This window comes from Protofrankia sp. CiT1 (genome assembly GCF_917627335.1).
Classification (GTDB): Bacteria; Actinomycetota; Actinomycetes; order Frankiales; family Frankiaceae; genus Protofrankia.
The window spans coordinates 9,743-22,594 of the sequence record NZ_CAKJTP010000037.1; the positions used below are offsets into that span (position 1 = coordinate 9,743).

Below are 12,852 nucleotides of genomic sequence, written 5' to 3' on the forward strand. Positions count from 1 at the left end.
CTGTCGCCTTCGCTCCTCGACTGGTAGGCGGTCAGCAGCGCCGCATACCCGGGCGAGGCAGCCATCAGCTCATGATGGCTGCCTCGCCCGGCCACCCGTCCTCGATCCAGGTACACGACCTCGTCAGCCAGCTCGATCGTTGCCCGCCGGTGCGCGACGACAACCACCGTGGACGCACCTGCCCGCTCCCGCAGGCCAGCGAGGATGGCGGCCTCGACCCGCGGGTCAACGCCGGATGTCGCGTCGTCGAGAACAAGCAGACGCGGCTGGCGGACCAACGCCCGGGCCAAGGGCGATCCGCTGCCGCTGCCCGCCGGACAGCGTGGTGCCCCGTTCGCCGACCTGCGTGTCAAGACCGGCGGGCAGCGCCGCGACAAAGCGGTCCGCCTGTGCGCGAGCGAGCGCTTCCCACACTGCAGCGTCGTCCACGGCCACGCCGAGCGTGACGTTGCCGCGGACCGTGTCGTCGAACAGGAAGGCCTGCTGGGAAACCAGCGAGACGGTCGTGGTGACCGCACCGTCGGCGAGGTCCCGCAGATCGGCCCCGTCCATGCGGACCGCGCCAGCGTCAGGATCGTAGAGCCTGACCAGCAGGCCGGCCAACGTCGACTTCCCCGACCCGGTCCGTCCGGCCAGGGCCACCACGCGGCCAGCGGCGACATCGAAACTCACCGCGTCCAGCGCCGGGGCGCTCGACCCGGCCGGATCAACCGATCGCGGATAGGTGTAGGTGACAGCCGCCACGGTCAGCGTTGCCGGTCCGGCGGCGCTCAACGTCTTCGGTCCAAAGCCCTGTTCGCCGCGGGCGTCCAGTACCGCACGCACCCGGCCGTAGCCGACAACCGACCGAGGCAGCTCACCGAACACCCAGCCGATCGCCCGCAGCGGGAATGCCAGGACCGTGAACAGGTAGGCGACGCGTACCAGATCGCCGACATCGAGTGCGCCCGCGGCGATCCTGGCCGTACCGACCAGCAGGACCACGAGAACGCCGATGTTCGGCAACGCGTCCATCACCGGATCGAACAGGCCGCGCACCCGCCCGGCACGTATCATTGCCGCTTTGAGCTCGTCCGCTTTGCGCGCAAACCGGGCTGTCTCGGCGGCTTCCCGCCCCATTGCCTTGATCACAAGAGCACCATCGAACGACTCGTGTGCCACCGCGCTCACCTCCGCCCGCAGCTGCTGGGCGTGCGAGAGCAACGGCGAGACCTTCCGCCCGTAGATGATATTAATGACCCCAAAAAGCGGAAAAATGACACATCCAATGGCGGTCAACAACGGATCCGTCATGATCAATACCACCAGAGCGACAACAATCATGACTAGCACCCCCACCGCGAACGGCAGCGGAAGAACCGGAGCCCAGGCCGCCTCGACATCCGCGTTGGCATTGGACAGCAGCAGACCGGTCGAGTGGCGCTGATGCCACGACAGCGGCAGGCGCAGATACTGCCGAATCACCCGGCGGCGGTAGAGTGCCTGCAGCCGGAACGTCATCATCCCGCCGCCGAGCCGGCGCACGAACATGCCCACAGCCTTGGCAACGCCGACCGCGACCAGTGACACCACCGCGAGCGCGAGGCCGCCCACCGTCACCCGCCCGGCCGCGAGGGACGGCAGCAGGACTCTGTCGATGACCTCGCCGAGCACGATCGAACTCGCCACGGTCATAAAACCGAACAACGAACTGCCGGCAACCGCCAGGGCGAACGAGCGAGGTTCCTCGCGGATACCCATCCCAAGGACTGCCAGACCTTTGCGGATAACATCAGGTGAACCTGCGGAAACCAGCCGTGTCGATCCCGCCGGATCATTGGGCATGGTTCTCCTCTCGTCGCTCACTGCACCGCCGACGCTGGCACCACCCAGACGAATTGAAACCAAAAAAACAGCCCGCCACAACAAACTTAGAGCGACCGGCAATAGGGGACGCGGTGTCGCGGGGCTGGGGCACGCACCTCGCCGCCTTGCGCCGCCCGCGCCCCAACCCCATTCCTTGATCCACTCCCCTATTACCGGGCGCTCTTAGCCAGCATCCCGCTCCCATCGAACGCCCCCGCGACGTGCCACCCCACAATCATGCCGCTACCGCCTGGCGCCGCTGTATATCCGGCGCCCGCGTCGTTGGCTGCTGGCCCGCGCCCGGGGAGTGGTTATCGGCTGGCACCAACCATCGACCGGCACTACCTATCGGCTATCGGCTATCGGCTGGCACCGACCACCGGCTAGCATCGACTATCGCCGACGATCACATCGTCCACCCGGCAGATGTCCAATGAACGTCCAACAGCTGACATGGGTTCAGCGAACTGGTACCGCGGCGGTTCGCAGGGCGTCCTTGACGTCACCGATACGCAGGTGGCCGAAATGGAAGACGCTCGCGGCGAGCACCGCGTCCGCGCCCGCGCCCACTGCCCGGGGGAAGTCCCGGAGCGACCCGGCGCCGCCGCTGGCGATCACGGGCACGCGCACGGCCGCGCGGACAGCCTCGATCATCTCCAGGTCGTAGCCGTCCCCGGTCCCGTCCGCGTCCATCGAATTGAGCAGGATCTCCCCCGCGCCGAGCGCCACCGCCCGCGCCGCCCAGGCAACCGCGTCGATACCGGTGCCCTGCCGCCCACCGTGGGTTGTCACCTCGAACCGCGGGGCGCCTGGCTCGCGGGTACGACGGGCGTCCACCGACAGCACGACGCACTGGCTGCCGAACCGCAGCGCGCACTCCCGGACCAGCTCAGGGCGGGCGACCGCGGCGGTGTTGACACCGACCTTGTCCGCGCCGGCCCGCAACAGCCGGTCGACGTCGTCGGCGGAACGTACCCCACCGCCGACGGTCAACGGGATGAACACCTGCTCGGCGGTGCGCCGGACCACATCGTAGGTGGTCTCCCGGTTCCCGCTGGACGCGGTGATGTCGAGAAAGGCCAGTTCGTCAGCGCCCTCGGCGTCATACAGCTTCGCCATCTCCACCGGGTCACCAGCGTCACGCAGGTCAGTGAAGTTCACGCCCTTGACGACCCGCCCGGCGTCGACATCCAGACAGGGGATGACCCGGACCGCGACGGTCATCGAATAAACCTGTTCATCGGCTGGGCAGAGGCTGGCCCGCCGCTACCGCCAGCGCCGCGGGCAGGCTGAACGCGCCCGCGTACAGGGCCTTGCCGACAATGGCGCCCTCGACGCCCGCCACACCGGCTATCGCGGCGAGGTCGGCCAGCGACGACACCCCACCACTGGCGATCACGGGCCGGGAGGTCGCCGCGGTGACATCCCGCAGCAGGTCCAGGTTGGGCCCGCTGAGCATGCCGTCACGATGAACGTCGGTGACGACGTAGCGGGCGCACCCGTCGGCGTCGAGGCGGGCCAGCACGTCGAACAGCTCGCCGCCGTCACGGGTCCAGCCACGGGCGGACAGGGTCGTGCCGCGGACGTCGAGGCCGACGGCGATCCTGTCCCCGACCCGGCCGATGGCAGCCCGCACCCAGCCGGGGTTCTCCAGCGCGGCTGTGCCGATATTGACCCGGGCGGCGCCGGTCGCCAGCGCCGCGTCCAGCGAGGCGTCGTCCCGGATACCGCCGGAGAGCTCCACCGCCACGTCGACCGACCGAACCACCTCCGCGATCAGATCATGGTTCGAGCCACGGCCGAACGCCGCGTCGAGGTCGACGAGATGGATCCACTGGGCGCCGTCGCGCTGCCAGGCAAGCGCCGCATCGCGCGGGTCACCATAGGAGGTCTCGGTACCCGCCTCGCCCTGGACCAGGCGGACGGCCCGGCCGTCGGCCACATCCACGGCAGGCAGAAGGATCAGCGCCACGCCACACACCTTACGGGGTGCCGTGTCTGTCGGTTCCACCGGCGATCGCGGCAACCGGCAGCGAGCCCCGCCAGCGGCGCTGGCACAGCGAACCGCCCTTGCCCCACCACGGACCCACTGTGATCATTTCTCCGTGCTTCCTCTACTGGCAGGACTCCTCCGGATGCGCCCGACGACCGTCGGTTACCGTGCGTCCATACGTTTATGGACCACCGTTGTCGCTGGCAGCGCCCGGCGCTACACCGCCTACCGGTCCACCGTGGCCGCCGCTGTCTTCGCCACCGTTGTCACGGGCATCCTGCGCGCCCACATCGCACAGGCGGTGTGGCGAGAGACACCGAACCTGGCCGGCTACGACACCACCGGCGCGATCACATTCATGATTGTCGGACAGGGCGTGGGCGTGTGCGTGGCCGTCTTCGGTGGGGTGATCGACCTGCCGTACCGGATCCGCACCGGCGACGTGGTTGTCGACATCGCCCGGCCGGTCGGGTTCGTGCGATGGTGGTTCGGTCACGAGATCGGCCGGGTCTGGGTCTACCTGCTCACCCGAGCAATGCCCGCGGTCGCCGTGTGCGCGGCGGTCTTCCGGCTGCGGTTGCCGTCAACCGCGTCGCGCTGGGCCGCGTTCGCCCTGAGCCTCACGCTGGCTGTGCTGGTCAGCTTCGGCCTCCGGTACCTGGTCGCGCTCAGCGCCTTCTGGCTGGCCGACGACCGCGGTGTACAGGCGGTGGCCGCGCTGGCCTCGCTCTTCTTCTCCGGTTCGGTCCTCCCGCTTACGATCATCCCTGGGGTGTTCGGCGCCCTCGCGCGCATCACGCCGTTCGCCGCGACCGTCCAGGTACCGATGGATGTCTACCTCGGCCGGGTGGCCGGCGCCGGCCTCGGCACGGCGTTCGCCTTCCAGGCCGGCTGGGCGGTGTTGCTGCTGGCCGCCGGCCGGGCGCTGACCGCGCTCGCGCTGCGCCGGGTGGTGATACAGGGTGGCTGACCGGCTGCGCGTGGTACGGGACGGGTTCGGGCACTACGTGCTGTTTGTCGGCGTGGCGTTCCGCTCGGCGTGGCAGTACCGGACGTCGCTGGTCCTGCTGACGATGGCCGAGACGCTCGCGACCGCCCTGGACTTCGCCGCGATCGGGATCGTCTTTGCCAACGTGGCCCGCCTGCGGGATTTCGCTCTCGCCGAGGTCGCCTTCCTCTACGCGACGTCCGCGACCGCGTTCGCGTTGGCCGAATGCGTGCTCGGCCAGCTCGACCGGATCGGCTGGCAGATCCGGGACGGGAAAATGGACGCTGTCCTCACCCGTCCGGTATCGCCGCTGGTGCAGGCGGCGACCAGCGAGTTCTCGCCACAACGGGTCGGCCGGCTGGCCCAGCCCGCCGCTGTGCTCGCGCTGTCGCTCGCGGCTCTCGACCTCCGCTGGACCCCCGGGCGGATCATCCTGATCCCGCTGATGGTCGCCGGCGGCGCGCTGATCGCCGGCTCGTTGATCGTCACTGGCTGTGCGTGGCTGTTCGTCGCGCCGGACGCCTCCATGGCCGTGGCCGCCGCCCGTCAGGGCGCGGGCCTTGCCACCCAGTATCCGATGACGATCTACAGCAGGCACCTGCTGGTCCTGCTGACCTTCGTCGTGCCGGTGGCGTTCGTGAACTGGCAGCCCGCGCTGTACGTCCTGGCCCGGCCCGATCCCCTCGGGCTGCCGACCGCCGCGCGTTTCCTGGCCCCGGTGGTGGCGGCGCTCGCCGTGGCCGGTGCGGCCTGGGCCTGGCGGGCCGGCATCCGCCACTACCGCAGCACCGGCAGTTAGAGCGCGTTTGAGATCGTCATTCCGGCTCACCGCGTCCAGCTGCCCCCTGGCCGCGGCTCACTGATTGAAAGCCTGATCTCAAACACGCTCTCCGGGGCGTGTCTGATGGATGTTCGATCGCGCGGATCGATGCCCTGGCCCGCCGATTACCCAGGCCTCAGGTCCCCGCGACGCTGTCGGAGTCCGGTGCCGAGTAGGCGCGGCCCTTCCAGGCCGCGCCCCGGCCCCGGTGGTGCGCCCGAGCCGAGTCCACGGTCATGATCATATAAAGGGCCGCGACCGCGGGGAGGGTCAGGACGACGGGCATGGGCTGGCGGTAGTACCGGATCATCGGGAGGTAGGTCACCGTCATCAGCACCCAGGCGCAGAGCCCGGCGGCACCGGCGACAGCCGCGGCAACGCCGCCGGCACCGGTGGCCAGCTCAGCCAGACCGGCCACGGCCGCCAGTGGTGGGACGAGGTAGGCCAGCACGAGCCCGGTGACCGTGGCCGCAAGCAGCATGGGGGAATGGCGCAGCTGGGTGTACGCGCTGCGGGCAACCATCTTCCACAGGTCCGCAAGCCGCGGGTAGGGCCGGACGCTGCGCACACCGCAGGGGCCGTGGTCAGCGAGCCCCAACCAGGTCCGGCCGCCGGCCCGCTTGACCGCTCTGGCCAGCGAGCAGTCGTCGATCACCGCGCCGGAGATGGCGGCCAGCCCACCGGCGCGTTCCAGCGCGGCCCGGCGCATGAGCACACACCCGCCAGCGGCGGCCGACGTCCTCGCGCCCGGCCGGTTGGCTCGACGGAACGGATAGAGCTGGGCGAAGAAATAGACAAACGCCGGGACGATGATCCTTTCCCAGCGGTTCTGGGTGCGTAGCACCGCCATCAGCGACGTGAGGTCAAGCCCGTACGTGGTGGCGTGGCCGACCAGCCGGAGGACCGAATCCGGCCCGTGAGCGATGTCCGCGTCGGTGAACAGCAGCCAGTTCACATCCGCTGGCACAGCGCGCAGCCCCTGTTCCAGCGCCCATACCTTGCCGACCCAGCCAGCCGGCCGCGGCTGGCTGGTGATGACCGTCAGCTCCACCCCGCCGGCGGCCTGCCGGCCAAGGTCACGGGCAACATCAGCGGTGCCGTCATCGCTGGCGTCGTCGACGAGCACGACCCGCAGCGGACCCGGGTAACGCTGGCCAAGCAGGGACGGCAGGCTGTGCGGAAGCATCTCGGCCTCGTCCCGGGCGGGCACGATCACGGTGACCGCGGGCCAGCCCCCCGGCGGCTCCGCTCCGCCTCGTGCCCGGGAATCGTGCGCGTCAAGGCGCGTGTCGGTGCACCAGAACATTCCATGGCCACCCAGCAGCACCAACCAAACCAAAAGAGAACAAAGCGCGCAAGCTGCCAACGTTATCACGTAAGCCAGCCTCGCAGATTGCGCCCGCTCCGCCGGTCAGCAGCGCCGGACTGAGACGACAATACCGCCGCTCCCCGCCCGGAAGAATCGGCATTCTCCCCACCATGTCACCGAATTCGGAAATTATCACTGCCGCCGGGAAATAGCGGGTTCCAGGCGAATCACGATGGACTTGGACGTGGGAGTGTTGCTGACTCTGGCGGTGCTGTCCAAGGGCACCAGCACATTCGTCTCCGGGAAATAGGCGGCGGCGCAGCCAGCCGCGGTCGGGTACGCCACCACCCGGAAGTCCGGCGCGCGCCGGGCCACTCCGTCCACCCACTCGCTGACCAGGTCGACCTGGTCACCGTCAGCAATGGCCAGCGCGGCGAGGTCGTCGGGGTTGACGAACACGACCCGGCGGCCGTGGCGGACGCCGCGGTACCGGTCGTCCAGCCCGTAGATCGTGGTGTTGAACTGGTCGTGCGAACGGACCGTCTGCAACAGCAGCCGGCCGGCTGGGACGCGCAGCACGTCCAGGGTGTTGACGGTGAACCGGGCCCGTCCGGTCACGGTCGGGAAGGTCCGGGAATCACGCGGCGGGTGCGGCAGGACGAACCCACCGGGCCGCGCGGCCTTCACCTCGAAGTCCGCACAGCCGGGAACGACCCGGCCGATATGCGCGCGGACGCGGCCGTAGTCAGCGGCGAGCCCCTCCCAGTCGACGGCGACACGCTCGCCCAGCGTCGCCCGAGCCAGCCCACAGATGATCGCCATTTCCGAACGCAGCGACGCCGAGGCCGGCGCGAGGTTCCCCCGGGAGGCGTGCACCGCGCTCATCGAGTCCTCAACCGTGACGAACTGCGGCCCACCGGCCTGCACGTCGATCTCGGTGCGGCCGAGGGCCGGCAGGATGAGCGCCCGCTGACCGGTGACGGCGTGCGAGCGGTTCAGCTTCGTCGACACCTGGACACTCAGGCGCAACCGCCGCATCGCGGCCTCGGTGACCGAGCTGTCCGGGGTGGCCGCGACGAAGTTCCCGCCGAGCGCGGTGAACACCTTCACCCGGCCGTCCCGCATCGCCCGCACCGTGTCGACCACGTCGAGGCCGGGCGCGCGCGGGGGGCCGAAACCGAACTCCGCGGCCAGCCGGTCGAGAAAGACCGGCGGTGGCTTCTCCCAGATGCCCATGGTCCGGTCGCCCTGGACGTTGCTGTGCCCGCGCACCGGGCACACCCCAGCGCCGGGACGGCCGATGTTGCCACGCAGCAGCAGGAAGTTGACGATCTCCCGGATCGTGGGGACGGAGTCGCGGTGCTGGGTGAGCCCCATCGCCCAGCAGACAATGATCTTCTCCGAGTCCAGCACCAGCCGCACGACCTGGTCGATCTCGGCGTCGGCGAGGCCCGTGGCGGCCCGCACGTCGGCCGCGGACAGCTTGCGCAGCCACGCGGCCATCTCGGTGAAACCGTCGGTGTGGGCGTCGATGAACGCCCGGTCGAGCACCCGGCCTGGTCGCGCCTCCTCCGCGGCCAGCAACCGAGCGTTGATCGCTTGGAACAGGGCCAGGTCACCACCGATCCGGATCCGCAGAAACCGATCGGCCAGCACGATCCCGGCGCCGAGGGCACCACTGGGGCGCTGCGGGTTGCGGAAGCGCAGCAGACCCGCCTCGGGCAGCGGGTTGACCGCGACGATGCGTGTGCCCGCGCGTTTCGCCGCCTCCAGCGCGGTGAGCATCCGCGGATGGTTCGTGCCCGGGTTCTGCCCCACAACAAAAATCAGATCGGCTTTGGCGAAATCGTCGAGGCTCACGCTGCCCTTGCCCACGCCGATCGTCTCGGTCAGCGCCGCTCCGGACGACTCGTGGCACATGTTCGAGCAGTCCGGCAGGTTGTTCGTGCCAAACGCCCGGACGAAAAGCTGGTAGGTGAAGGCGGCCTCGTTACTGGTCCGCCCGGATGTGTAGAAGGCGGCTTCATCGGGGCTGTCGAGCGCCCGCAGCTCGTCGGCGACGATCGCGAACGCGTCATCCCAGCTCACCGGAAGGTAGTGGGCATCCCCGGCCGCCTTGTACATCGGCTCGGTGAGGCGGCCCTGCTGACCCAGCCAGTAGCCGCTGCGGGCGGCGAGCTCATCGACGGAGTGCTCGGCGAAGAAGGCGGGGGTGATCCGCCGCAGGGTCGCCTCCTCGGCGACGGCCTTGGCACCGTTCTCGCAGAACTCGGCCGTGTGCCGGTGGCCGGGGGCGGCCTCCGGCCAGGCGCATCCGGGGCAGTCGAAACCGTTGACCTGGTTCAGCGCGAGCAGCGAGCGGGCTCCACGGCGGACCCCCAACTGGTCACGGACATGCGCCATCGCATGCAGCACGCCGGGTATGCCGGCGGCCGACGGCGCGGGAGCGCCGACGATGATCCCGTCCTCGCCGGGGTCCTCTCGTGGGGCGTCACGTACCATCGTCGGAGTCCTCTCCCGCTGAACCGCGGCTCATCGCGTACCGCTGTTGGTCGCGCCGTTGGTGGTCGAGGCGGCGCCGCTCGTCGAGGCGGCGCTGTCAGCCAGCGGGCCGGCGATGCGATGCGCGCCGGTGTAGACGTTCATCGAGTCACCGCGGACGAACCCGACCAGCGTCATCCCGCTCTCCTCGGCCAGCTCAGCCGCGAGCGACGACGGCGCGGACACCGCGACGAGCGCGGGTATCCCAGCCAGCAGCGCCTTCTGGGCAAGCTCGAACGACGCGCGGCCGCTGACCACCAGAACCCGCTCGCGCAACGGCAGCTGACCGTCACGTACCGCCCAGCCGATGGCCTTGTCGACCGCGTTGTGCCGGCCCACGTCCTCCCGGACCACCAACAGGTTCCCGTCGGCGTCGGCGATCGCGGCCGCGTGCAGCCCACCGGTGACGGCAAAGACCTTCTGCTCGGCGCGCAGCCGGTCGGGCAGCACGAGCAGCACGTCCGGACGCAGTACCAGCGGGTCATCGGCCACCGTGTACCGGCTGCGCATCCGGACCCCGTCGATGCTGGTCCTCCCACACAGCCCGCAGGAGCTGCTGGTGTAGAAGGCGCGTTCGATACTGACGTCCGGCAACGCGACAGCCGGGGCCAGAGTGATATCGAGCACGTTGTAGGTCTGGCCGCCACCAGCCTGGCTCTCCGGGACCTGCCTCTCGGGGGCCTGGTGAGCGCCGGAGGGGTCGCCGCCGATGACATCACTACGTGCACCAACACAGTAACGCATCGCTGTGACATCCGCCCCGCCGCCGATGATCCCCTCGCCGACGAGAAAACCGAGGGCCAGGTCGACGTCGTGTCCGGGCGTGCGCATGGTGACGGCCAACGGCCTACCGCCCACCCGCAGCTCCAGCGGCTCCTCACCGGCCAGGCTGTCGGCCCGCGTCCCTCGCTCACCGTCAGCTGAGATCCGCACGACCCGTCTGCGTGCCGTCACCCGTCCCACACCGACCACACTGCCCCACGCGTCCCGCTGTGGCCAGTAGCCGGACCCCGCGCGCACCCTTCTACCGGGAGCGGGCCAGGACCACTCGTCGGCTCGGGGTGTCGGCGCCGCCCGGTAGGGTGATCGGCCATGCCAGCGCAACCGTTGCGGGAACTCGTCGAGCCAGGCTGGGCACGGGCCCTGGAGCCGGTGGCCGAGCGGATCACAGCCATGGGGGACTTCCTGCGCGCGGAGATCGCGGCGGGACGCACCTACCTTCCCGCCGGCCCAAACGTCCTACGGGCCTTCCAACAGCCCTTCGACGAGGTGCGGGTACTGATCGTCGGGCAGGATCCCTACCCGGCCCCGGGGATGGCCATCGGGTACAGCTTCGCGGTCGCGCCCGACGTGCGCAGGCTCCCCGGCAGCCTGGAGAACATCTTCCAGGAGCTGTGCGCGGACGTCGACGTGCCCAGGCCCACGAACGGCGACCTGACGCCATGGACGCGGCAGGGCGTACTACTGCTGAACAGAGCCCTGACAACGGCGCCCCGGCAGCCCGGCTCGCACCGGGGCAAGGGCTGGGAGGAGGTCACCGAGCAGGCGATCCGGGCACTGGCCGGCCGAGGCAAGCCCCTCGTCGCGATCCTGTGGGGCGCGGACGCGCGTAGCCTGAAACCCTTCCTCGACGGCGTCCCCACGATCGAGTCCGCCCACCCCTCACCTCGCTCCGCCGACCGCGGCTTCTTCGGATCCCGGCCGTTCAGCCGGGCCAACGACCTCCTGCTCCGCCAGGGAGCTCAGCCCGTCGACTGGCGCCTCCCATAACCGGATGGCCTTCCACGGGCACGCCCTGGCCCCCGCACCCCGGGTGGACATCGCGGCTCACGGGAAGCCGTGCACAGCACGGCGAATGTTCCTGTCCGGGGCGACTGAACCGTCTACCGATCGGTAGACTAGATGGTATGGCCATGACAACAATCAAGGTTGATACGGCCGTCCGGGACCGGCTGGCCTCCCTCGCCAGCGACCGCGGGACCACGATGGGCCGCATGCTCGCCGAGGTCGCGGACCGGCTCGAACGTGAGGCCTTCTTCGCGCGTGCCCGCGTGCAGCTCGACGAGCTCCGCGCCGCCGACCCGGCGGAGTGGGAGCGCGACCGGGCCGAGTCGGGCGCCTGGCAACGCGGCACCGACTCCGACGCGCTCGCGCTGCACGACGCACCCGGATGGTGGGAGTGACGGCGGTCCGCACCGGAGAGATCTGGCTCGCCACTCTCGACCCCGTGGTCGGCCATGAACAGGGCGGACGGCGCCCGGTCGTGGTCGTCTCGGCCGACGGGTTGCACAGCCTCCCCATCGGCATGGCCATCGTCGTCCCGCTCACCGGGACCGACCGCCATCTGGTGACCCAGCCCCGCCTCGCCGGGCCGGCGACCGGGCTGAGCAGGCCGAGCTTCGCGCGCCCGGAGGACACCCGGGCCATCGACACCTCCAGGCTGGTGCGGCGGCTCGGGACCACGAGCGCCGAGGACCTCGCGGCCGTTCGCAAGGTCCTGCGCTACTTCCTCGATCTTTGAGACGTTCCCGGGGCGTTGGCGAGTGCGAGCTGTTCCGGGTTCGGCCTCGCCGCCCGCGTCCGCGTCGGGGAGAACCGCGACGCCGAGGCCGCTTCCGTCCTGGTTGCTCAGGTGCGCGGCTGGCGAACGCCTGTTTGATCTGCGCGCGGGCGGCACGGAGTACCGTGGAGATAGTTGAAGGCTCAACAGCACCGCACCGGCCAGCGCCGAGGGACACCAGGAGAAGATCATGGGTATCCACCGTCTCAACCACGTCGTCCTCTATGTCCGGGACGTCGCGCGCACGGCTGCCTTCTACACCGATGTCCTCGATTTCGAGAGCCTGCTAGTGCTGCCCGGGAAGGCCGCGTTCCTGCGGGCGCCGGACTCCACCAACGACCACGACATCGGCGTGTTCCAGATCGGCGCGGCCGCCGGCGCGTCGCAGGCGGGGCGTTCGACCGTGGGCATGTACCACATCGCGTGGGAGATCGGCACCCTCGCCGAGCTCGAGGCGACCGCGCACCGGCTCGCCGAGGCCGGTGCGCTGGTCGGCGCGTCCGACCACGGCACGACCAAGAGCCTGTACGCACACGATCCGGACGGTCTGGAGTTCGAGGTCGTCTGGCTGGTCCCCGCGCACCTGCTCGACGGGGCAGCGGTCACGGCCAAGACCAGCATCCGGCCGCTTGACCTCGCCACGGAGAAGGCACGCTACGGTGCGGACACGCGTGGCGGTCTGGGCGTCTCCATCCCCATCGGAGTCACCGTCTGAGCCGGAGCCGGCAGCTGCGGATCCGGTGACCGCGAGCCATGAAGCTGCCGGGGAACCGACGGCTCGCCGCCTCGCGTCTGT

Annotated in this window: 11 protein-coding genes and 1 pseudogene; 6 read left to right on the forward strand and 6 right to left on the reverse strand. The window is 70.0% G+C overall.

Annotation, left to right across the window (positions count from 1 at the left end; all coding sequences use genetic code 11):
- From MJ785_RS08850 to priA, 3 genes and pseudogenes are all read right to left on the reverse strand, one after another.
- Positions 1–1,824, reverse strand: a pseudogene (locus MJ785_RS08850) (ABC transporter ATP-binding protein); the annotation flags it as partial.
- 480 nt (positions 1,825–2,304) lie between these two features.
- Positions 2,305–3,069: an imidazole glycerol phosphate synthase subunit HisF gene (gene hisF / locus MJ785_RS08855; protein WP_239309338.1), complete on the reverse strand. Its 765-nt coding sequence runs from the start codon at positions 3,067–3,069 to the stop codon at positions 2,305–2,307.
- Positions 3,070–3,082: 13 nt separating this feature from the next.
- Positions 3,083–3,817 carry a bifunctional 1-(5-phosphoribosyl)-5-((5-phosphoribosylamino)methylideneamino)imidazole-4-carboxamide isomerase/phosphoribosylanthranilate isomerase PriA gene (gene priA, locus MJ785_RS08860; RefSeq protein WP_239309339.1) on the reverse strand — a complete coding sequence of 245 codons (735 nt, stop codon included), beginning with the start codon at positions 3,815–3,817 and terminating at the stop codon, positions 3,083–3,085.
- 163 nt (positions 3,818–3,980) lie between these two features.
- Between priA and MJ785_RS08865 the strand changes: the two genes are divergently transcribed.
- The gene (locus MJ785_RS08865; protein ID WP_239309340.1) at positions 3,981–4,808 is read left to right on the forward strand and encodes an ABC-2 family transporter protein; all 828 of its coding nucleotides are present in this window, start codon (positions 3,981–3,983) and stop codon (positions 4,806–4,808) included.
- Positions 4,801–5,625: an ABC transporter permease gene (locus MJ785_RS08870; RefSeq protein WP_239380382.1), complete on the forward strand. Its 825-nt coding sequence runs from the start codon at positions 4,801–4,803 to the stop codon at positions 5,623–5,625. Before MJ785_RS08865 ends, MJ785_RS08870 begins: the two co-directional genes overlap by 8 nt.
- A 157-nt stretch (positions 5,626–5,782) precedes the next feature.
- Here the strand turns inward: MJ785_RS08870 and MJ785_RS08875 are convergent, their stop codons facing one another.
- The 3 genes from MJ785_RS08875 to fdhD form a co-directional block, all read right to left on the reverse strand.
- A complete protein-coding gene (locus MJ785_RS08875) occupies positions 5,783–6,952 on the reverse strand; it encodes a glycosyltransferase (protein WP_239380383.1) in 1,170 nt (389 codons plus the stop codon).
- A gap of 195 nt (positions 6,953–7,147) precedes the next feature.
- Positions 7,148–9,457, reverse strand: coding sequence for an FdhF/YdeP family oxidoreductase (locus MJ785_RS08880; protein WP_239377112.1), 2,310 nt, complete (start codon positions 9,455–9,457; stop codon positions 7,148–7,150).
- 30 nt (positions 9,458–9,487) lie between these two features.
- Entirely contained in the window at positions 9,488–10,459 is a 972-nt protein-coding gene (gene fdhD / locus MJ785_RS08885; protein WP_239380398.1) for a formate dehydrogenase accessory sulfurtransferase FdhD, read from the reverse strand.
- A 129-nt stretch (positions 10,460–10,588) separates the two neighbouring features.
- Between fdhD and MJ785_RS08890 the strand changes: the two genes are divergently transcribed.
- The 4 genes from MJ785_RS08890 (at position 10,589) to MJ785_RS08905 (ending at position 12,771) form a co-directional block, all read left to right on the forward strand.
- Entirely contained in the window at positions 10,589–11,266 is a 678-nt protein-coding gene (locus tag MJ785_RS08890) for a uracil-DNA glycosylase (RefSeq protein ID WP_239380384.1), read from the forward strand.
- Between the two features lie 143 nt (positions 11,267–11,409).
- Complete coding sequence (locus MJ785_RS08895; protein ID WP_239309345.1) at positions 11,410–11,679, forward strand: hypothetical protein; 270 nt, start codon at positions 11,410–11,412, stop codon at positions 11,677–11,679.
- Positions 11,676–12,017 carry a type II toxin-antitoxin system PemK/MazF family toxin gene (locus MJ785_RS08900; protein WP_239380385.1) on the forward strand — a complete coding sequence of 114 codons (342 nt, stop codon included), beginning with the start codon at positions 11,676–11,678 and terminating at the stop codon, positions 12,015–12,017. Before MJ785_RS08895 ends, MJ785_RS08900 begins: the two co-directional genes overlap by 4 nt.
- Before the next feature lie 229 nt (positions 12,018–12,246).
- Positions 12,247–12,771 carry a VOC family protein gene (locus tag MJ785_RS08905; protein WP_239309347.1) on the forward strand — a complete coding sequence of 175 codons (525 nt, stop codon included), beginning with the start codon at positions 12,247–12,249 and terminating at the stop codon, positions 12,769–12,771.
- Positions 12,772–12,852: the final 81 nt, after the last annotated feature.